This is a genomic window from Paraburkholderia fungorum, assembly GCF_046027215.1.
Classification (GTDB): Bacteria; Pseudomonadota; Gammaproteobacteria; order Burkholderiales; family Burkholderiaceae; genus Paraburkholderia; species Paraburkholderia fungorum_D.
This window is the reverse complement of sequence record NZ_JAQQEN010000002.1, coordinates 1,142,194-1,161,920: the sequence shown is the minus strand read 5'-3', so window position 1 is coordinate 1,161,920 and position 19,727 is coordinate 1,142,194. Positions and strand designations below refer to the sequence as shown.

The window sequence follows — 19,727 nt, the reverse complement described above, 5'->3', positions numbered from 1 at the left end:
GCCATCAGCCATTAGACTTCGGTTTGCTGAGCCATCTCGAGCGCGTCGTCTACCTCGATCCCGAGGTACCGCACTGTACTTTCGAGCTTCGTATGGCCCAAGAGCAAGTGGACCGCGCGCAGATTCTTGGTTCGCCGATAGATCAACGATGGCTTCGTACGGCGCATCGTGTGAGTGCCGTACGCTGCGTCATCCAGTCCAATCGAAGCGACCCAACGATGAACGATGCGGGCGTACTGGCGTGTCGACACGTGCGCTGACGCATGCAACCGGCTTGGGAACAGATAGTCGGCGGGCTTCAGTCCTCGCGACGATATCCATGCTTCCACGCTCTGCCGAGTTTGCTCCGTGATTTCGAACTGCACTGGTCGTCGCGTTTTTTGCTGCATGAACGTCGCTCGTGAGACCACGTGGCTTCCCATGCAGACGCCCTGTACCTGCAGTCGCGTCAGATCGCACGCCCGAAGCTTGCTATCGATCGCCAAGTTGAAAGGCGCCAACTCGCGAACGTTGGATGACATCTGAAGTCTTGTTCGAATCGCCCAGATCTCACGGAGCTTCAACGGAGGCTTCTGCCCAATCAGCCTCCCTTTGTTCCACGGCACTCGACGACCGTCAGAGGAATTAAGCGTTTCCATGTCAATCTCCGCTCCAGTGAAGGGAGATCGAGTGCGCGCCCGGTGAAGCGGTCGCTCTTCGACCCGTTGCTGCCGGTCGACATCCGACGAACCTTGCGGCGCGTTACGGAGGACAGCGTCATTCGCTCGTAACCTCTCCGGCACGTTCTCGGCCTTTTCCTCTGCTTGGACTGTGCACTGCGGCTATCGTACGAAAAAGTCCGAATCCTGAGGGCACCCCTAGATGCATTCACGCTAAGTAGACAGGCTTCGCGCGGCGTTATTTCTAGGGCCGCATTCGCTGCGCCATGCAAGGCTCCCCGGAGCATGGCGCCCGATCGCCCGCTAGTTCTTACCGTCGAAGACGAACACGTCCGATCCGTCGATCTTCGGCAGTGCCGCCAGCAGTCGCCCTCCATTAAGTACCGCGTTTCCTGACACGGTATCCATCGGCGACAGGCAGGGCGACGGGCCGAACGTGACGATAACATCGTACGCGTTCAGTCCTGCGTGCGGTGCGACAGTTCCTTTGAATACGCAACCCGCCTGGGTCGTGCCCGCCAGATATCCGTTGGCGGTAACCGTGATCTGGCCGCTTGCGCTGCCGCCCAGGGACGACGCCCGTCCGCTGTATAGTCCTGCGATTGTGGAAAGCGCGGGCGTCTGGCCAAGCATCTGATTGGCTTGAGCGTTGAACATGATGGTGATGTCCGCATCGTGCTGAACGGTCCCCGAAATAGCGGGCGCCTGCGAGAAGTCGACCCTCAGGGTTACGGGCAAAACCCCGACGCGGTCTAGCGTGAAATCGAAAGCCCGCCCGCTTTCGTAAATGCCGGCGGCCGATTGAGACCCGTTCGCGACCACCACCACACCTTGCACAGGAACGCCGGTGCCTTTAGCGGCCGAGTGGAACAGGATGGCAGTGCCGTCATAAAGCATTAATAACGTTGCCATGCCACCAGTGGAAAACGCGCCTTCATAAACGCCCGCTGAAATCAACGAAGGTCCGTTCGACGGACTGAATGGCTGCTGGATTGTAATGTTTCCGGTGCTGCATCCGGCGAGCGTCACGCTTAAAGCGACATAACCGATTGTGGGTTTCATTCTTGCCCTCTTGGAGAGTGAATAAATTCTTGCAGCTTGGCTGGGTGTCCCGACTGGGTAAGCGGTTGCAGGTCGAGCCTGGCGTACGGGCCTGCGCCCTATCAGGCGGGTTTTGTAACGCACAATCTTCAATACGATTCGTGCCGGCCAAATGGCAGTTTAGGCGAGCACCCTTAGCCTTTTAAGAACGCGTTGATCTTTTGCCCCAGTCGCACAGGAACCCGGTACATCTTTGCGTGCCCCCCGTCAGCCACCTCGATCAACTCTGAATGCGGAATTGCGCGCCGCAGAACCAGCGAGTTGTGACGCACGAGCACGGCGTCCTGCATGCCGACAAGAATCATCGTGCGCGCGGTTTGGCGATGCAGCTTCGCGAATTCCACGTCGTCGCTGAACCAACGGTCTATCGCCTCGGACTGCGCCGACGTCACCACCGGTGGAATTGCGGGACTTTCATAACCGGCTGGTTCGAACATATCGGCGCGAAAGCACGACTCTTCGTGCTGCCTTGCTCGCGGAGGCAACAGTACGTGCATTACGCCCGCGAAGCCATGATCTACGCGGCCGGAAAGAATGGAGAAGGAAGTAATAGCCCTTTGGCAACGGCCCATTGCTGGACCGTGCGAAAGTCCTCTGTCAGTAGGTCGGCTTCGATGACGAGGTACCGAAGACGACGTTGAGTGTCTTCTGGAAGTGCGACGGTTCCGGCAAGGCACAAAACGGAACTAAATATGGCAAACGCCTGCAGCGCAGAGTTTTCCCGCATTTAGTTCCGGGAATGTCTCAGATTTAGTTCGCCGCGCTTCACCGTCCGCCATTTTCAACACAGTGGAAACAGGGAGAACGAACGGGCGGGCCGGTGTCGTGTGTCAGAGATGATGAAAACCGTGGCACTGAAATGAAAACGGCTGGCGTAGATCGTGCCAAAGCTGGACCAACTTTTCGGGGTCTCTACCCACGACCGTCTCTGATCGACCCCTATGCTCAGGTCGCAACTATGCGCAGCTAATCGGTCGCTGATGGTGGCGACCCGTGCATGACGAGGCTTTGGCAAGGTGAGCAAGCAAGGATCTGGACATAGTTCCGACCTGTGATGCAGTGGTGGTCCCACTTCTGGAGATCACCATGGACATCGTTCGCCGCTCCCGCCGTACTGACATAAGCGGTTTCGCCGACGGGCGGATCGGGCCATACATTGCTGCGTTCAAGCAGTACCTGAGCCAACGCCGGTACGCTGTAAAGACGGTCGCTACTTACCTGCTGTGTATCACGCACTTCGCCCAATGGGCAGACTCCGGGCCTTGTCGGCGGCGCCGAATCGATGAAGGGTTGATCGCGGAGTTCCTCGACGAGCATCTCCTACCATGCAGGTGTGCCGGCACGTTACATCATGACCGGGGTGACCATAGGGCGGCGCTAGGGCACCTGCTCGTGGTCCTGCGCGCTCATGGTGTGATTGAAGTGCCAGCGGTCAGCACAACACCTGTAGACGAGGAACTGCGCCGCTACGGCGAGTATATGGAGCATGTGCGAGGCTTGGCGCCGAAGACGCGGAGCATCGCCCTGCGCATCGTCGCGCGGTTGCTGACAGCTCGTTTCGGCGAGGGCCTCGTCGACATCGCCGCGATCAAGCCCGTGCACGTTCGGCATTTCTTCGCCGTGCAAGCGAAGCTTTATAGCAAACCGGCGAATGCCGGGCAGGTCGTGGCATCGCTGCGCGGTTACTTCCGCTACCGCGCCTCGCTCGGCGATCTGGTCCACGGACTGATTGGCGCGGTGTCCTATCCTGCTAACTGGTCGCTGTCCTCGTTGCCCAAGTCACTGACGGCGGGAGAGGTCGAACTGTTGATCAGATCCCTCGGCCAACGGGGCCACTCGATGCGGCGAGCCGACGCTATCGTGCGCTGTGCGCTCGATCTCGGACTGCGCAGCGGCGAGATCGCCCGTCTCAGCCTGGACGATATCGACTGGCAAGCCGGTACGCTTATCCTGCGCCAAACCAAGGGGCGCCGGGAGGACGTGCTGCCGCTACCCGTCGCGACTGGCGAAGCCATCGCGGCCTACCTTGAACAGGAGCGTCCCAGGACTTCCAATCGAGCCGTCTTCGTCCGCCATGTCGCGCCGCGCGACCAGCCCGCCGGCGCTGATCTCGTCCGCAAGACCATCCGCCAGGCCTTTGCGCGCGCCGGCCTTCCCTATACGCGCTCACATCTGCTGCGCCACACGATGGCCAATCGCTTGCTAGCCGCCGGCTCCTCGCTGAAGGAGGTAGCCGACGTCCTGCGTCACCGCTCGCTGAACTCGACCCTGATCTACGCCAAGCTCGATAGCCGCAAGTTGGTCGAGGTTGCGCTGCCCTGGCCAGGGAGTGCAGCATGAGCGCGCCGACTTCTGTGCAAGTACGCGTCGAACAGTTTCTGGTCGAGCGTCGCCAACTGGGGTTCTCCGATGATGGCTACGTCCTACGCAGCTTCGCGCGCCATGTCCACGCTGCCGGCCATCGCGGCGCCCTGACGGTGGAACTCATGGCTGCTTGGGCCCGAAGCGACCGCCACGAGAGCAATGACCCGCGGACCTGGGCGCGACGGCTGAAGAGGCTGCGCACGTTCCTGCGATGGCTGCAGCAGTTCGAGCCGCGTACTGAGATACCCGATGATTCGATCTTCGGACGGTTGCCCGAGCGGCAAGCGCCACACATCTTCCGCGAGGAAGAGATCGTCGACCTACTTGCTCACTCGCGCCGACTCGGGCCTTCACCGGGACTCCGCGGCGCCGTCTATGAAACGCTGTTCGGACTGATCGCCGCCACGGGGCTGCGGATCGGCGAGGCGCTATCGCTGCGCAACTGCGACGTTGATCTCAAGAACGGGATGCTGACCATCCGTCGAACCAAGTTCGGCAAGTCGCGCCAAGTTCCTGCGCACCCAAGCACCGTGGGTTCCTTGCGTCGGTATTGCTTGCAGCGCGACTTGACCGAGGGACCGCCAGCGGAAGATGGCCCATTCTTCGTCGGCACTCGCGGTCGACGACGAGGTCTGCCACTCGGCGAGCGTCAGGTGCATCGCGTCTTCCGCGACCTAAGCCAGCAGTTGGGCTGGCGCAACCGCGGAGCGCACCATGCACCACGCATTCATGACCTGCGCCACACCTTCGTGGTGCGCCGCATCGTGCAGTGGCAGGCCCAAGGCGTGGACATCGATCAGGCCATGCTGTCGCTGTCGACCTACGTCGGACATACGATGGTGACCAACACCTACTGGTACCTGTCGGCGGTGCCCGAGTTGATGGCGCTGGCCGCCGGACGTTTTAAGTCGTTTACGGCCAGGTTGGAGGTGCAAGATGCGTGAGACCCTAGCCCCGAAGCCGCCTTCGTTCGCTGCGCTGGTCCAGCAATTCTTTACCGAGTATCTGGTCGCGCAGCGAGCGCTCAGTCCCCGCACAGTAGCCTGTTACCGTGATGCCTTGCTGCTGTTTCTGCACTTCGCCTGTCGTCAGATCAACAAGGCGCCGACCACAATGCGGCTGGCTGACATCCAACCCGATCTGATTCTGGCCTTCCTTGACCATCTGGAGCAGGATCGGAAGAACTCGGTTCGCAGCCGCAACTTGCGGCTCACCGCGCTGCGCGCGTTCTTGAAGTTTGCCGGCCGCCGCGACGTGGCGTCGTTGCACGACGTCGAGCGCGCGCTGGCGGTGCCGATGAAGCGTTTCGAGCGGCCGATGCTGAATTACCTTACACGTGCGGAGATGGTGGCCGTACTCGGTCAGCCCGGCGAGAGCTGGTCCTCGCAACGCGATCACTTGCTACTGACAATGCTCTACAACACGGGGGCGCGTGTCTCCGAGATCATCGGAGTACGGGTCGTCGATGTAGTCCTCGACGGTGCAGCGTGCGTGCACCTGCGCGGCAAAGGGCGAAAGCTGCGATCGATTCCCCTTTGGGACGCCACCGTCGCCGAGATCCGCAGTTGGATGCGATCGAATCCAATGACGCGCGGCGAAGCCGCCTTGTTGCCCAACCGGGATGGGCAGGCGATGTCGCGCTCTAACGTTGCGCAACGCCTGGATCTTGCCGTGAGCCGCGCAAGTGTCGAGCAACCGAGCCTCCTCAAGAAGCGCATTTCACCGCACATCTTGAGACATACGACCGCGATGCACCTGTTGCAGGCGGGCGTTCCATTCAACGTAATCGCCTTGTGGCTGGGTCACGAGAGCCCGATGACAACCCATCGCTACGTCGAAGCTGACCTCGCGATGAAGGAGAAAGCGCTCGGTCGACTGGCAGCGCCTGACGCCAGGATTCGCCGGTATCAGGCACCGGACTCGTTGATTCGATTCCTGCAGACGCTATAACTATGCATAGGGCTTGCCAGCCCCCACCGCACCGCTCAAGGGGCTGGCCGCGCTGGGATGATCATCTGCGCATAGTTGCGACCTGAGCATAGGGGTCGCTATGTAAACCTCTGCATAGCGACCCTGAGCCGCCCGTCGGCCCAGTGCAACCTCAGTGGCTGGTTACAAAGTCCAACGGCCATCTACGGCTCAGCACGGCGATTGACGCGGGGATCGACGTGGGTGCGCAGTGCACACGGGGCCCACCGATAACGACGACGGACTCAGCACACATCGGGACGACCGCCCCGCGAACCGTCGTAGACGGCGCGGAGGGCGGGTTGGCCGCCGAGATCAGAATTTCGGGACGGGGCGGGCGCCGAGAGAGTAATCATGCGTATATGCGTAGACGTTTTGGATGTAGACGGCTAGGCGCTGGTCGATCATGCCGCCCGTGATGGCAGACATGGCGACGCGATCCAGGACTTCGACATCAGGTAGGTCATTAATCGTAAGGGTCGTCATGGCAATTCTCCTAAAAGATAAGTCAGTAAATAAAAAGTTTGGCGACATACCGCTCGCGGTGCCGCTAACTGATTTAAAGCACATGGCGCGCCAGTCTCGGCAGAGCGCCGAGAGACGGCTCGTAACGGCTTGAATATAGCGATATATCGATCGCGGCCGGGTGCTTATGAGGGGCGCGCGCAGCACCGGATGGTGGGCTAGTATCCAACACACCACAACGTACTGTTGGATCGCGGACTTAGGACTGAGATCGTTGCCGATGAGCGTCGCGACGTATCGAGGCGTCGTGCAGTTGTCAGGATACGTGGATTCAGAGGTACAGATTCAGAAGGCGCTTGCCGTGACACGCGGGGTGCCGGGGGTGCAATCCGTGAGCAACGATCTGCACCTCAGGCCGAAATGACGCGCCTTCGCCGGAAAACAGATGATGAACGAGTGCCGCAGAAGAGCGCGCCAAAGCGGGGGCTGTTTCACAATTGACAAGATCCAGGAGCGAGGCATCAATGCCCGTGTTGCGCGTGATCGGCAGTCCCGCCATTGGCTTACTGCATCTGTGCGTTGACGACCATTCCCCGCGCTCCATCACAGTCACCTGCATCGGGGTCGACCGTGATCGGCCCCTATGCTCAGGTCGCAACTATGCGCAGATGATCATCCCAGCGCGGCCAGCCCCTTGAGCGGTGCGGTGGGGGCTGGCAAGCCCTATGCATAGTTATAGCGTCTGCAGGAATCGAATCAACGAGTCCGGTGCCTGATACCGGCGAATCCTGGCGTCAGGCGCTGCCAGTCGACCGAGCGCTTTCTCCTTCATCGCGAGGTCAGCTTCGACGTAGCGATGGGTTGTCATCGGGCTCTCGTGACCCAGCCACAAGGCGATTACGTTGAATGGAACGCCCGCCTGCAACAGGTGCATCGCGGTCGTATGTCTCAAGATGTGCGGTGAAATGCGCTTCTTGAGGAGGCTCGGTTGCTCGACACTTGCGCGGCTCACGGCAAGATCCAGGCGTTGCGCAACGTTAGAGCGCGACATCGCCTGCCCATCCCGGTTGGGCAACAAGGCGGCTTCGCCGCGCGTCATTGGATTCGATCGCATCCAACTGCGGATCTCGGCGACGGTGGCGTCCCAAAGGGGAATCGATCGCAGCTTTCGCCCTTTGCCGCGCAGGTGCACGCACGCTGCACCGTCGAGGACTACATCGACGACCCGTACTCCGATGATCTCGGAGACACGCGCCCCCGTGTTGTAGAGCATTGTCAGTAGCAAGTGATCGCGTTGCGAGGACCAGCTCTCGCCGGGCTGACCGAGTACGGCCACCATCTCCGCACGTGTAAGGTAATTCAGCATCGGCCGCTCGAAACGCTTCATCGGCACCGCCAGCGCGCGCTCGACGTCGTGCAACGACGCCACGTCGCGGCGGCCGGCAAACTTCAAGAACGCGCGCAGCGCGGTGAGCCGCAAGTTGCGGCTGCGAACCGAGTTCTTCCGATCCTGCTCCAGATGGTCAAGGAAGGCCAGAATCAGATCGGGTTGGATGTCAGCCAGCCGCATTGTGGTCGGCGCCTTGTTGATCTGACGACAGGCGAAGTGCAGAAACAGCAGCAAGGCATCACGGTAACAGGCTACTGTGCGGGGACTGAGCGCTCGCTGCGCGACCAGATACTCGGTAAAGAATTGCTGGACCAGCGCAGCGAACGAAGGCGGCTTCGGGGCTAGGGTCTCACGCATCTTGCACCTCCAACCTGGCCGTAAACGACTTAAAACGTCCGGCGGCCAGCGCCATCAACTCGGGCACCGCCGACAGGTACCAGTAGGTGTTGGTCACCATCGTATGTCCGACGTAGGTCGACAGCGACAGCATGGCCTGATCGATGTCCACGCCTTGGGCCTGCCACTGCACGATGCGGCGCACCACGAAGGTGTGGCGCAGGTCATGAATGCGTGGTGCATGGTGCGCTCCGCGGTTGCGCCAGCCCAACTGCTGGCTTAGGTCGCGGAAGACGCGATGCACCTGACGCTCGCCGAGTGGCAGACCTCGTCGTCGACCGCGAGTGCCGACGAAGAATGGGCCATCTTCCGCTGGCGGTCCCTCGGTCAAGTCGCGCTGCAAGCAATACCGACGCAAGGAACCCACGGTGCTTGGGTGCGCAGGAACTTGGCGCGACTTGCCGAACTTGGTTCGACGGATGGTCAGCATCCCGTTCTTGAGATCAACGTCGCAGTTGCGCAGCGATAGCGCCTCGCCGATCCGCAGCCCCGTGGCGGCGATCAGTCCGAACAGCGTTTCATAGACGGCGCCGCGGAGTCCCGGTGAAGGCCCGAGTCGGCGCGAGTGAGCAAGTAGGTCGACGATCTCTTCCTCGCGGAAGATGTGTGGCGCTTGCCGCTCGGGCAACCGTCCGAAGATCGAATCATCGGGTATCTCAGTACGCGGCTCGAACTGCTGCAGCCATCGCAGGAACGTGCGCAGCCTCTTCAGCCGTCGCGCCCAGGTCCGCGGGTCATTGCTCTCGTGGCGGTCGCTTCGGGCCCAAGCAGCCATGAGTTCCACCGTCAGGGCGCCGCGATGGCCGGCAGCGTGGACATGGCGCGCGAAGCTGCGTAGGACGTAGCCATCATCGGAGAACCCCAGTTGGCGACGCTCGACCAGAAACTGTTCGACGCGTACTTGCACAGAAGTCGGCGCGCTCATGCTGCACTCCCTGGCCAGGGCAGCGCAACCTCGACCAACTTGCGGCTATCGAGCTTGGCGTAGATCAGGGTCGAGTTCAGCGAGCGGTGACGCAGGACGTCGGCTACCTCCTTCAGCGAGGAGCCGGCGGCTAGCAAGCGATTGGCCATCGTGTGGCGCAGCAGATGTGAGCGCGTATAGGGAAGGCCGGCGCGCGCAAAGGCCTGGCGGATGGTCTTGCGGACGAGATCAGCGCCGGCGGGCTGGTCGCGCGGCGCGACATGGCGGACGAAGACGGCTCGATTGGAAGTCCTGGGACGCTCCTGTTCAAGGTAGGCCGCGATGGCTTCGCCAGTCGCGACGGGTAGCGGCAGCACGTCCTCCCGGCGCCCCTTGGTTTGGCGCAGGATAAGCGTACCGGCTTGCCAGTCGATATCGTCCAGGCTGAGACGGGCGATCTCGCCGCTGCGCAGTCCGAGATCGAGCGCACAGCGCACGATAGCGTCGGCTCGCCGCATCGAGTGGCCCCGTTGGCCGAGGGATCTGATCAACAGTTCGACCTCTCCCGCCGTCAGTGACTTGGGCAACGAGGACAGCGACCAGTTAGCAGGATAGGACACCGCGCCAATCAGTCCGTGGACCAGATCGCCGAGCGAGGCGCGGTAGCGGAAGTAACCGCGCAGCGATGCCACGACCTGCCCGGCATTCGCCGGTTTGCTATAAAGCTTCGCTTGCACGGCGAAGAAATGCCGAACGTGCACGGGCTTGATCGCGGCGATGTCGACGAGGCCCTCGCCGAAACGAGCTGTCAGCAACCGCGCGACGATGCGCAGGGCGATGCTCCGCGTCTTCGGCGCCAAGCCTCGCACATGCTCCATATACTCGCCGTAGCGGCGCAGTTCCTCGTCTACAGGTGTTGTGCTGACCGCTGGCACTTCAATCACACCATGAGCGCGCAGGACCACGAGCAGGTGCCCTAGCGCCGCCCTATGGTCACCCCGGTCATGATGTAACGTGCCGGCACACCTGCATGGTAGGAGATGCTCGTCGAGGAACTCCGCGATCAACCCTTCATCGATTCGGCGCCGCCGACAAGGCCCGGAGTCTGCCCATTGGGCGAAGTGCGTGATACACAGCAGGTAAGTAGCGACCGTCTTTACAGCGTACCGGCGTTGGCTCAGGTACTGCTTGAACGCAGCAATGTATGGCCCGATCCGCCCGTCGGCGAAACCGCTTATGTCAGTACGGCGGGAGCGGCGAACGATGTCCATGGTGATCTCCAGAAGTGGGACCACCACTGCATCACAGGTCGGAACTATGTCCAGATCCTTGCTTGCTCACCTTGCCAAAGCCTCGTCATGCACGGGTCGCCACCATCAGCGACCGATTAGCTGCGCATAGTTGCGACCTGAGCATAGGGGTCGCTATGCAGAGGTTTACATAGCGACCCAAACCGGTCAGCCGACACGTAGCCCTGACGGAGTGCTCCAGCCCGCGTGCTGCGTCATGCAAAGGACATAGGCGGCCCGAACCGCGCAAGTCTGTGATCGGCAGCAGGCAACCCCCAGCTGCCGCCCTTCACGAGTCTGCGTACGCCGCGTCGGATAGTAGGGTTCAACGGACATCTATCGTCGCCCGAAGTGTATTTCGCGGATGGTTCGAACTTCACCGGCGTTCGAGCGGTTGATTTCTCGTTTCACCCGGATGCGCCCGGTCCAGTGTCACGAATGGATCCGGTGCGCTCGCACTTGCGGTCGCTCTGGTTTGAGGCACATGAAGCGGACTACACTTCAATTCGACCATAATCAAAAACCGGCAGGCAAATAACGGACGTGAAACACGGTGGCTGACATTTGGCTCGGTGACTCCGCAGGTTTTGCGGACGCTACCCTTTCTTCGTGAGCAGATCGATGGCACTGGCGTGCGCAAATGCCGGTCCTCTACTGGAGACGACTATGAAAAAGGAGAGAAAGACGGCTCGGCAAATTCTGTCTGAGAACCCTCGGGAGGTAATCTCGGTTGGCCCCGATGACGCAGTGCTAACGGCACTGCGTCTGATGGCCGACGAGGATGTCACCACCGTGCTGGTGTTGCAAGGCAGCAATCTTGTCGGCATCCTGTCCCAGCGCGACTATGCCCGCAAGGTCGAACTGGCCGGCCGCAGCGCCGCCGAGACGAAGGTTGGGGAGATCATGACTACCCAGGTGTTTTACGTCACGCCCGAGCACACTTGTGAACAGTGCCTGGCGTTGATGCATACCAGGAGGATCCGGCATCTGCCGGTCATCGATTCCGGACAGGTTGTCGGCGTGCTATCCAACAGTGACATCCTCGAAGAACTGATCCAGGAGGACGAACATTTCATCAGTATTCTCGAGCATGACATGCTCTACCTGACCATCGATACCGGCGGCGCCTATTAAGCATTCGTGCGCGACTAGGCATGGGCGTGGTGCCCCGCCAACCGACCTTGGGTAATCCGCCCGACGCGGTTGGCTCAGTTCGTTTAGGGTTGGTCGACGCCTGCCAGCGAAGCACGGCGGCTCACTCACATTCCTGCGGGCGATGGCAGGCATCGACCAACCCTAAACGACCGCCGCCTGATAAGGTCGGCTGAACCCCGCTCGACAGCCGCGATAAGCGCTTTTGGCAGAAGCGGGTGGTATTGGGTTATCAAGGCCCGGGCAGGAACTGGATGTCACCGTACCAAGCGCGTGTCGTGGTACCGGTATTGTCGGTATCGGTCAGCAGCCCGTAGCCGGTGATTCGTCCTGGCGGTTCGTGAAAGACCCGCTCGTAGTCTTGTACGATATTACGGCGCAGGCTTTGCCACTGATCCGCATCGCCGGACAGACCGGAGACCACGATCATCTGTACGCGGTCCGTGTGAGGGTTGGCAATGACGGTGCCTGGCGCGGCAGTGGTCGACCAGATATACATCAGCGTGGCATAGGGCAACTCTTCGCCACCCAGGCGCTCTGCCAGGTCCATCTTGGCCCGGTCGAAAAACGATAGCTTGCTTTTGTCGCCGTCAAATAAGAACACCAGTCGCGCTGGCGCGTCTTCCTTCGATCCGACGCGGTTGTCGGAGCCCTCGATCGGTCTTTCTGCTTTCCAGCGCCATGCCACGACGGGTGTGCGGCCGAGGTCGATATTACCCTCGTGCATCAGCGCAGAAGCAGACCGGTTCGCGTCCGCCTGAAGGACGGTGATGTGGCCGTCGTGAACAAGCGTGTATTGCGTCATGGGCTTGCCGTGCACGACCGGCAGATTCTTCCAGCCCGCGGGCAGTGGTGTTTCGGGCTGGATCGTGGAAAAGACAATACCCGGCTTTTCGTCCTGGGCAAGGAGGGCTGGCGGCAGCAGAAGGAGCGCGATGCACACGCCGATCCAGCCTGGCCGAGCTGTTCGTTTCCGCGCTCGATGGATCGAGGGGAGATGCATGGCTGGTCCTATTCGTCTTTTGGCTAACATCCATTGTAGTCGGCTCAGCTGACGGCATTTCAGTGAGCCTTTACGCCGGCGGTCAGGTTCTGTTGATCTGAACGCTGGACCGTGAATCTGCAGCACGAGACCCAACCCTGCCTTCGCGACAAATCGTGCGACTAGAGACGATGCAGGTTGCCAGTTATGGTGTGCCGCCGGTGGACGAGAGAGAGTCTTCTTCGGCCATTGCCGGCATGGGGCGGGCAGGGGCTACGTCAGCAATGTGGCGGCTGGCTGATCGCGGCGGCATCGAGCAGCCGGACGGCAGCTTCCTGCATCGGCGAACTCACACTCCCGACCCACAGCAGCCATACGCGCTGTCGAAAGCAGCCATTCGACTTCGCGTCCTCCTCCGGCTGCAGGGGCAAGCAGGGCAGGTCTGCTTGGTAGTGGGCTTATCTTTACTTCGGTGGTGCCCAATCGTCCAAGCCGTACCTGCTGAAGATCGACTTCAAGATTCCATCAGCTTCCAGCTGGTCGAGCGCCGCGTTTATCCTGTTGAGCAAGTCGCGGTTTCCTTTCCGGACCGCGAGTGCGGCCCTCGGTTTCGGTGACGCAGACTGGTACGTCTCCACTAAGCGCGCGCCTTGAGGCAGGTCACCCGCCCTGGCCGCGTATCGCGTTTCGACCCCGGGTGTAATGGTTGCCCTTATCTGATCCAACGCTACAGCATTCCAGGCGTCCTTTTGCGTGTCGTAGACCTTGATTTCCGAAAACCCCCCGGTTTTCTGGAGCAAAGCGAGTTGGATGCTCCCTTTCTGCGCTCCGACGGGAAGGCCGTTCAGCTCTGCGAGCGTGCGGTAAGGCGTTGCGTCGCTCGACTGCACGACCAGGGCCTCAGGCAATGGGTTGCAGTACGGCCTGCTAAAGTCAACTCGCTGCTCTCGTTCCGGAGTGATCGCCATATTCGTGGCGATGAGGTTAATCTTGCCGCTGTCGACCGCCGGTATAAGGTCTGCGAAGATCATCGGCTCGTACTCAATGAGAACACGCATTTGCTTGCTTATTGCGCGTGTCAGATCGACAGCCACGCCCGATAGCCCGCTCTGCTCGTGGATGACCCACGGTTTCACGTCCTGACCCGCGGCCTTCAATGTTTGCTGTGCTCGGGCAGTCGAACCAATTAAGGCGCCGACCGCCGCGACTAACAGACTGCGTCTGTCCATCCTTCCCCCCTATATATCCTGCTACTCATGATCCAACTGCTCGCGTATCCGACCTCACGAAAACTGCAGTCACGGAAACTGGCAAAACCTGGGGCGATGGCGTGAATCGTAGATCCATCGAACTGCAAAGCGAAGCCCACAAGAGGATTTTCACGCGGTGAGGCGCTTAAACCGTTGCTCACGGGAAATTTGCGGGAGATGAAAACGGTTTGGTGGCGTCGAGCACAAATATCACCAAGGCGTGCAGATCCGTCGAGCCACTGGACGTGACTTGCATCGGGACACCAGCGCCGTGGCCCGGCTCGGCCTGGCCAGCCGTAACCACCATCATGCCGTCAGGAGTACGAACGCTTCGCGCACTGGCGCAAAACACTTTGGAGCCTCACTTGCCGCGCTGCGTCATCGACAGTCCCGCAACTGCGACACGTGACTCCTCGCCAAAGCGGCTTCTTCCGCGGCCCTGCGGTGGTCGACTGAGGCTAGCCAGAATCTACTCCGAATAGAAGCCGGAACCCACCAGGCCTGGAACTCCGTTGATCTTTACTGCCTTCACATAGGTCCATTTATGCGATGGCTGAGTCTGCCCGGGTCTCAGAAACATGTAGTCGACCCAGCCCGATCCCTTCTTTTCAGCCATCTGAATCATGGCGTCGTGAAACAGCTTGCCGTTGGTATCTTTCTGACCGCTGACGTTGGTCCCCTCACGGGCTGGGAAGGCCGGATTCAACAAGACATTTGCCTTCAGATCGTAAGCGAACAGATAGGTGTCCCCGTGGAACCACTCACTTCCTTTCACTCTGAATTCGGAAAACGCCTCCTTGCCTTTACTGTCGATCAACGCCGCAGCTTTGTCGACCAGCGCCTCGGTCTGTTTTGCCGCTTCGGACGTCTGGGGCGATGGCTGAGAAAATGCAGGCGATGCGGAGCAGTACAATCCAGCCAGGAGCAAGATGCTGGTAAAGAGAGCTTTCGCGTTCATAGCGCTATCTCCAGCCGCTGACTGCGGCGCTGTTCCGTACATCGGTCGCTTTTTTCGGTCTGAAATGATCGCGCTGGGTCTAGATAGCCTCTGCGTGTGACTGTGTGTCTATCCCGACTTCCAGATGTGGGCGGATTTCGATGGCTTATCTAGTCATATCGAATGACGACCGCTGAGCGGACCCGGCGGCGCTTCGTAACAGACTCTGCGACAACCGCACAAGAGCCGCTCGTGGGAGTGAAGCACCCGCTCCGTATGCGAGAAGACTAGTACGCGAAGCGCAGCCTGGCCAGGCTCGTTTTCCCGCATCGCATGGGCGACGTGAGATGAGAGATTACGAATATTGTCGACCGGACAGCGGACGGTCGCGAATGGCGGAAATTGGCCGAAGCGCACCAAACTGTCAACCCGTGCCAGCAGTCCACCGCACGGCGCCCAAGTCATATACGTGCCACTGCGGGCGTTCCACAAACAGGTTAGGGCGCCCCACATATTTACTCGGCCAATCGCTCCCCTTCACATAGGGTGCAAGGAGTCGTTGCATGACAAAAAAGCCCATGCCGAGAGCATTTCACGCACAACGTTGAGCCAGTTGCCAGTGCTGCCTCAATCGATGCCTGATCTTGCGTGCAAGCTGTGCCCCCTCAAGCACTGCGAACGTCGGGCGCATACGGCATAAGGCACCCCCATTACGGCAGTTGGGCCTGCCTGATGTGCTTTCGACACGCTTGACGCAGGTCGCTTCATAATGTTGCCGCGCGAGACCCACCTGTTCGCAGATATTTGCGGGCGTACCTGCTGGCGGCAACCGGCTAGGAGTCTACTCGCTGCGCTGGCTAATTTTGCTCTAATTTTCGCGACGTACGCTGAGGTCCATCGGGTCAAATCCTGGTGTTGCGTCCGGCTTGGCACGCGAGGACTGGTTGGCCGACAACTCACTACTGGAGTTCGCGATGTTCGAGCGGTTCGTCGCGAATTCTCCAGGCCTTTGGCTACTCCGAAGGCGGAATCCGGCACCGTAAGCAGCGGATATAAAAGACCGGGCCAACTGGCATTGCGGGTCGTCGCGCCGATCGTCATTACCCGTTGGTCATCGGAGGCGAATGAATGGGAAGGGTCGGCTGGCATATTTTGGAGCCCGCAGCATGAAATCGTTGAAGAGCCGGATTATCGGAACATTGGTCGTGCTGTTCGCTGTCGTCGGCGCCGCCGATGCCTGCGCGTCGTACTGGCTTTCGATGAAGCATATTGATCAACTGCTCGACGAGCATCTGCAGGGCGCGGCGGTCTGGCTCTCGGCCGGCAAGGTGGGCACGATCGGCACAAGCGGTCCGCCGCAGCATTCGATCGACGGGTTCGTCGGGCAAATATGGAAACGGGGGCTTTCCCCGCCGACCGACAATACCGACCCGGAAGTGATCTTCAACCGCAACGCACCGAGCGGCTACTCGGTCGAGCGGATCAATGGTCATCGTTACCGGCTCTACACTCTAAGAAAGGACTCGGACGATTTGACTTATCAGGTCGGCCAGCCGATCGCGTTTCGCGAACAGACCGCAGGGCGCGCGGCGCTCGAGAGTCTGGTGCCTACGTTTATCCTGATACTGCTCGTGTGTATCGCGATCCCGCTGGTCGTCAATGCTGCATTCGCTTCGCTGGAACGCGCGAGTGCGGATGCGGAGGCGGTCGGCATTAGCCGCCTGACGCCACTCGACATATCGCACGCACCCGAAGAGGTGAGGCCGTTCGCCGATTCGATCAACCGGATGATTGCGCGTTTGCAGATCGGCGTCGATGGAGAGAAGCGCTTCATTGCCGATGCGGCGCACGAACTGCGCACGCCGATCGCCGCTTTGCAGCTGCGTATCGACAACCTGGAAAATGCGCCCGATGCGACTGCGCGCGGCGAACGGTTGCGCGAACTGCGCGAAGCGATCGTCCGCACGGCGACGATGATCCGGCAGCTTCTCGAACTCGCGCGCGCCGATGCGCAACACGATCCGGGTGCGGCCGTCGATACGGTCGACGTACGCGAGATGGTTCAGACGGTCGTTGCCGATCTGCTACCGGTCGCGGATGCGCGCTCGATCGATCTGGGCGTCAAGCGCTTCGAAGCCGCGCACGTGAATGCCAACAAAGGGGAGTTGCGCATGGCGGTGCGCAATCTGGTCGAGAACGCACTGCGATACACGCCCGCCGGTGGTTGTGTGGATATCGATGTATTCGAGGATGCAGCGGGCGCAATCGTACGTGTGACCGACACCGGACCGGGCATTCCGGAGGACGCGCTAGACCGCGTGTTCGACCGCTTCTTCCGGTTGAATTCCGAAACGGTCGAAGGCAGTGGGCTGGGTTTGTCAATCGTAAAGTCAGTGGTCGCAAAACACGGCGGGTCGATTTCGCTGGAGAATCGGCGTGACGGCCAAAGCGGCGTGATAGCGTTGCTCGTTTTGCCGTCGCGCGTGTCAGCCATCATCGATGGTTGATCGCGCGGAAACCACCGCTGTGATGTGCGCCAGAGCATTCTGTTTCCCGCGCCTATGCTGCAATTCGCTACTGCTCCTGCTCCTGCTGTTGAGCGGTCAGCGCAGACCCATTGGGCTCAACGACATGGCCACGATGTGAGTGCGCAAGAATCTGCATTTCGCGATGACTGCCCGCCACATGCCCTTATCAAACCGTAATCGCGGGTCTGTCGCATTTCGCAAAGGGCTTGCACTATCGTACCAGCCGGGGCAATCAGTACCGGATCGCTCCCACTCGAACCGGTCGATCCACGCATTCGCGACGAAGGCGTCAAACGGCAGTGGAATCTCTACCGCTGTTTTCTTGACCGCGGTCGGAGCCATGAGTTTTCGATAGCGCATCTACTGAAAAGGTCGGGCGACCCTTCGCGGCCGGCCAATTTGAGTCACCGCAAGTTCTCCAACGCGTTGCGCGGGCCGCCGAACTCCGCTTTCCATAACTCATCCAACCCATCTATCCTTTACGCGCAGCGCGTAAGGAGCCAGGCCTGTTTCAGACGATTGCGTGCGGTGCGGACGATCGGAGTTTCTCTCAAGACGGTTTTTCGATATCACCCCCGACACTTGCAGACCATCAGCTGTCCTGTGCAGGAGGAACGATTTTTCGGAGCAGTGGGCCAAACGTCAGACCCTGGACGAGGATGGAGAAGATCACAACCATATATGTGGTCGTGAGGATCAACTCGCGTTCGTGACCTGGAGGTAGCAGAAAAGCCATCGCGATTGAAAGGGCGCCCCTCAGGCCACCCCATGTCAGCAGTGTGATGGTGCCCTTCGGAAAAGATACAACGAAACTCATGATCCTGATCGGGATCAGGACGCTGATGCATCGCCCGATCAATACGCACGCAATGCCCAGTAATCCGAGGACGAGATAGGCTCCAGTCTCCTTGATCGCGAGAATTTCCAGTCCGATTAGCAGGAACAGCAAGCTGTTCAGAATTTCGTCGACCAGTTGCCAGAACGTCTCCAGATACTGTTGCGTCTGTTCGGACATCGCGAGGTCTCGCTCGTTGTTGCCGAGGAATAGCCCGGCGACGACCACGGCGATCGGCCCCGACATATGAATCGCGTCGGCAAGCGCATACGAGCCCATGCATAGCGCGATGGAAAGCAGGACCTCGACCTGATAGTCGTCGATCTTGCGAAGCAGTAGAAACACAATCCAGCCAAGAAGCCAGCCGAGCGCGATACCGCCAAGCGTTTCCTGGACAAAAAACCACGACACGCTGGCAACGCTCGGCTCACCCCGACCGGTAGCAATACCCAGGATCGTCAGAAAGATTACAGCGCCGACCCCGTCGTTGAACAGGCTCTCGCCTGTGATCCGGGTTTCCAGAGCCTTCGGCGCTCCAGCCTTCTTGATGATGCCAAGCACGGCAATAGGGTCGGTCGGAGAGATCAGTGCGCCGAACAGCAACGCAAAGATGAACCGCAGCTCATATCCCAGCAGGTAAGCTGCGGACCAGAACAAGGCGCCTATGACAAACGTCGAAATGATGGTGCCAAACGTGGAAAGGATGGTGACGGTCCACTTGACCTTGTACAGATCACCCAGGTCCACATGCAGCGCCCCGGCAAACAGCAAAAAAGCAAGAAAGCCGTGAAAGACCAGATCGCTGAAATCGATACTGGGAACGAAACGGGCATACCTATGGACTTCGACGACTCCAGTCTCTCCCAGGACGACCAGCACGAGAGAGGACACCAGCGCAATTGCCATGAGGCCGATCGTAGGCGGCAGATGCAGCAGGCGGTGGTTTAGATAGCCACCCAACGCAGTCAGCGCGATCAGGACTGTCACGGTCTGGAACAAGGTCATGAGGGACTACACCGGTTCGGGTTCGAGGTGGGTCCGCCCTGATTGGGATCGGCGCCGACGCCATTCTACCGAGTGATCGCCGGCAACCGAAAAGGGCATTTCTCGAACGTCTGTTTTCCCGCGAGTCGAAGTTCAGTTGTGGGTACAGCGGAGGCAATCAATCTTCTACAAAGCGGCCGTTCACGATAACGTTCAGTCACGCTCCACCGAATGGCGCCGTTAGGCTGAACCTGAGACCTTCGTGAGCAATGATTGAATGACGGCAGTGGGGTCGGTTTGTGCCTTTCGCATGCCTGCCACGATCCGCGATCGATCGGGGTCTGTGTCGGACCTGGTTCGGCCATTTGGAGACCGTCGATGTACCTCACCGCACGCCGGGAGACCGTCCGTTAGCGGCCACTCCACTTTGTCCGCGTTTGTGCCGCCGGATAGCTGATGCCGATGGCCCCTGGCATCGCTGGGCGGGACTCGATGCCTTGTGCGACGTTTTCTCGGATCTGTT

The 19,727-nt window shown here is 60.1% G+C and carries 16 protein-coding genes and 1 pseudogene; 6 read left to right on the top strand and 11 right to left on the bottom strand.

The window, feature by feature from the left end:
• Nucleotides 1-11: 11 nt before the first annotated feature.
• The 3 genes from PQR27_RS25835 to PQR27_RS25825 all read right to left on the bottom strand — a co-directional run bounded on the left by PQR27_RS25835 (nucleotide 12) and on the right by PQR27_RS25825 (nucleotide 2,197).
• Complete coding sequence (locus tag PQR27_RS25835) at nucleotides 12-638, bottom strand: tyrosine-type recombinase/integrase (RefSeq protein ID WP_408526453.1); 627 nt, start codon at nucleotides 636-638, stop codon at nucleotides 12-14.
• Nucleotides 639-962: 324 nt separating this feature from the next.
• Complete coding sequence (locus PQR27_RS25830) at nucleotides 963-1,721, bottom strand: hypothetical protein (RefSeq protein WP_408526452.1); 759 nt, start codon at nucleotides 1,719-1,721, stop codon at nucleotides 963-965.
• Between the two features lie 173 nt (nucleotides 1,722-1,894).
• Nucleotides 1,895-2,197, bottom strand: a complete 303-nt coding sequence (locus PQR27_RS25825; protein WP_408526451.1) for an alpha/beta fold hydrolase — start codon at nucleotides 2,195-2,197, stop codon at nucleotides 1,895-1,897.
• Nucleotides 2,198-2,846: 649 nt separating this feature from the next.
• On the opposite strand from PQR27_RS25825, the gene PQR27_RS25820 reads away from it, so the two are divergent.
• Genes PQR27_RS25820 through PQR27_RS25810 form a run of 3 tightly spaced genes read left to right on the top strand, consistent with a single transcriptional unit; the run spans nucleotide 2,847 to nucleotide 6,074 of the window.
• Nucleotides 2,847-4,100 (top strand): site-specific integrase, encoded by a 1,254-nt coding sequence (locus tag PQR27_RS25820; protein WP_408526447.1) that lies wholly within the window; start codon nucleotides 2,847-2,849, stop codon nucleotides 4,098-4,100.
• Nucleotides 4,097-5,068 (top strand): tyrosine-type recombinase/integrase, encoded by a 972-nt coding sequence (locus PQR27_RS25815; protein WP_408526448.1) that lies wholly within the window; start codon nucleotides 4,097-4,099, stop codon nucleotides 5,066-5,068. The genes PQR27_RS25820 and PQR27_RS25815 overlap by 4 nt, the downstream gene beginning before the upstream one ends.
• Nucleotides 5,061-6,074: a tyrosine-type recombinase/integrase gene (locus tag PQR27_RS25810; protein ID WP_408526449.1), complete on the top strand. Its 1,014-nt coding sequence runs from the start codon at nucleotides 5,061-5,063 to the stop codon at nucleotides 6,072-6,074. The genes PQR27_RS25815 and PQR27_RS25810 overlap by 8 nt, the downstream gene beginning before the upstream one ends.
• Before the next feature lie 333 nt (nucleotides 6,075-6,407).
• On the opposite strand, the gene PQR27_RS25805 is transcribed toward PQR27_RS25810, so the two are convergent.
• A complete protein-coding gene (locus PQR27_RS25805; RefSeq protein WP_408526450.1) occupies nucleotides 6,408-6,578 on the bottom strand; it encodes a hypothetical protein in 171 nt (56 codons plus the stop codon).
• Between the two features lie 232 nt (nucleotides 6,579-6,810).
• Here PQR27_RS25805 and PQR27_RS25800 point away from each other — a divergent pair.
• Nucleotides 6,811-6,981, top strand: a pseudogene (locus PQR27_RS25800) (BON domain-containing protein); the annotation flags it as partial.
• Nucleotides 6,982-7,290: 309 nt separating this feature from the next.
• On the opposite strand, the gene PQR27_RS25795 reads toward PQR27_RS25800, so the two are convergent.
• From PQR27_RS25795 to PQR27_RS25785, 3 genes are read right to left on the bottom strand one after another with little or no spacing between them, the layout of a single operon-like run.
• The gene (locus tag PQR27_RS25795) at nucleotides 7,291-8,304 is read right to left on the bottom strand and encodes a tyrosine-type recombinase/integrase (RefSeq protein ID WP_408526449.1); all 1,014 of its coding nucleotides are present in this window, start codon (nucleotides 8,302-8,304) and stop codon (nucleotides 7,291-7,293) included.
• Entirely contained in the window at nucleotides 8,297-9,268 is a 972-nt protein-coding gene (locus PQR27_RS25790) for a tyrosine-type recombinase/integrase (protein ID WP_408526448.1), read from the bottom strand. The genes PQR27_RS25795 and PQR27_RS25790 overlap by 8 nt, the downstream gene beginning before the upstream one ends.
• Nucleotides 9,265-10,518 carry a site-specific integrase gene (locus tag PQR27_RS25785; protein ID WP_408526447.1) on the bottom strand — a complete coding sequence of 418 codons (1,254 nt, stop codon included), beginning with the start codon at nucleotides 10,516-10,518 and terminating at the stop codon, nucleotides 9,265-9,267. Before PQR27_RS25785 ends, PQR27_RS25790 begins: the two co-directional genes overlap by 4 nt.
• A gap of 684 nt (nucleotides 10,519-11,202) precedes the next feature.
• Between PQR27_RS25785 and PQR27_RS25780 the strand changes: the two genes are divergently transcribed.
• Complete coding sequence (locus PQR27_RS25780) at nucleotides 11,203-11,670, top strand: CBS domain-containing protein (RefSeq protein WP_408526446.1); 468 nt, start codon at nucleotides 11,203-11,205, stop codon at nucleotides 11,668-11,670.
• Nucleotides 11,671-11,920: 250 nt separating this feature from the next.
• Here PQR27_RS25780 and PQR27_RS25775 read toward each other — a convergent pair whose 3' ends face one another.
• The 3 genes from PQR27_RS25775 to PQR27_RS25765 all read right to left on the bottom strand — a co-directional run bounded on the left by PQR27_RS25775 (nucleotide 11,921) and on the right by PQR27_RS25765 (nucleotide 14,878).
• Nucleotides 11,921-12,691, bottom strand: a complete 771-nt coding sequence (locus PQR27_RS25775; protein ID WP_408526445.1) for a DUF3047 domain-containing protein — start codon at nucleotides 12,689-12,691, stop codon at nucleotides 11,921-11,923.
• Between the two features lie 443 nt (nucleotides 12,692-13,134).
• A complete protein-coding gene (locus PQR27_RS25770; RefSeq protein ID WP_408526444.1) occupies nucleotides 13,135-13,899 on the bottom strand; it encodes a substrate-binding periplasmic protein in 765 nt (254 codons plus the stop codon).
• A 490-nt stretch (nucleotides 13,900-14,389) separates the two neighbouring features.
• Entirely contained in the window at nucleotides 14,390-14,878 is a 489-nt protein-coding gene (locus PQR27_RS25765) for a cache domain-containing protein (RefSeq protein WP_408526443.1), read from the bottom strand.
• Between the two features lie 1,145 nt (nucleotides 14,879-16,023).
• On the opposite strand from PQR27_RS25765, the gene PQR27_RS25760 reads away from it, so the two are divergent.
• Nucleotides 16,024-17,364: a sensor histidine kinase gene (locus PQR27_RS25760; RefSeq protein WP_408526442.1), complete on the top strand. Its 1,341-nt coding sequence runs from the start codon at nucleotides 16,024-16,026 to the stop codon at nucleotides 17,362-17,364.
• 613 nt (nucleotides 17,365-17,977) lie between these two features.
• On the opposite strand, the gene PQR27_RS25755 is transcribed toward PQR27_RS25760, so the two are convergent.
• Nucleotides 17,978-19,225 (bottom strand): cation:proton antiporter, encoded by a 1,248-nt coding sequence (locus PQR27_RS25755; protein ID WP_408526441.1) that lies wholly within the window; start codon nucleotides 19,223-19,225, stop codon nucleotides 17,978-17,980.
• Between the last annotated feature and the right edge of the window lie 502 nt (nucleotides 19,226-19,727).

Excerpts from the sequence above, each read along its gene's own strand:
- PQR27_RS25825 (WP_408526451.1), bottom strand. The coding sequence starts at position 2,197 with ATGTTCGAACCAGCCGGTTATGAAAGTCCCGCAATTCCACCGGTGGTG.
- PQR27_RS25805 (WP_408526450.1), bottom strand. The coding sequence starts at position 6,578 with ATGACGACCCTTACGATTAATGACCTACCTGATGTCGAAGTCCTGGAT.
- PQR27_RS25790 (WP_408526448.1), bottom strand. The coding sequence starts at position 9,268 with ATGAGCGCGCCGACTTCTGTGCAAGTACGCGTCGAACAGTTTCTGGTC.
- PQR27_RS25830 (WP_408526452.1), bottom strand. The coding sequence starts at position 1,721 with ATGAAACCCACAATCGGTTATGTCGCTTTAAGCGTGACGCTCGCCGGA.
- PQR27_RS25820 (WP_408526447.1), top strand. The coding sequence starts at position 2,847 with ATGGACATCGTTCGCCGCTCCCGCCGTACTGACATAAGCGGTTTCGCC.
- PQR27_RS25775 (WP_408526445.1), bottom strand. The coding sequence starts at position 12,691 with ATGCATCTCCCCTCGATCCATCGAGCGCGGAAACGAACAGCTCGGCCA.
- PQR27_RS25780 (WP_408526446.1), top strand. The coding sequence starts at position 11,203 with ATGAAAAAGGAGAGAAAGACGGCTCGGCAAATTCTGTCTGAGAACCCT.
- PQR27_RS25785 (WP_408526447.1), bottom strand. The coding sequence starts at position 10,518 with ATGGACATCGTTCGCCGCTCCCGCCGTACTGACATAAGCGGTTTCGCC.
- PQR27_RS25835 (WP_408526453.1), bottom strand. The coding sequence starts at position 638 with ATGGAAACGCTTAATTCCTCTGACGGTCGTCGAGTGCCGTGGAACAAA.
- PQR27_RS25770 (WP_408526444.1), bottom strand. The coding sequence starts at position 13,899 with ATGGACAGACGCAGTCTGTTAGTCGCGGCGGTCGGCGCCTTAATTGGT.
- PQR27_RS25810 (WP_408526449.1), top strand. The coding sequence starts at position 5,061 with ATGCGTGAGACCCTAGCCCCGAAGCCGCCTTCGTTCGCTGCGCTGGTC.
- PQR27_RS25760 (WP_408526442.1), top strand. The coding sequence starts at position 16,024 with ATGAAATCGTTGAAGAGCCGGATTATCGGAACATTGGTCGTGCTGTTC.
- PQR27_RS25755 (WP_408526441.1), bottom strand. The coding sequence starts at position 19,225 with ATGACCTTGTTCCAGACCGTGACAGTCCTGATCGCGCTGACTGCGTTG.
- PQR27_RS25815 (WP_408526448.1), top strand. The coding sequence starts at position 4,097 with ATGAGCGCGCCGACTTCTGTGCAAGTACGCGTCGAACAGTTTCTGGTC.
- PQR27_RS25795 (WP_408526449.1), bottom strand. The coding sequence starts at position 8,304 with ATGCGTGAGACCCTAGCCCCGAAGCCGCCTTCGTTCGCTGCGCTGGTC.
- PQR27_RS25765 (WP_408526443.1), bottom strand. The coding sequence starts at position 14,878 with ATGAACGCGAAAGCTCTCTTTACCAGCATCTTGCTCCTGGCTGGATTG.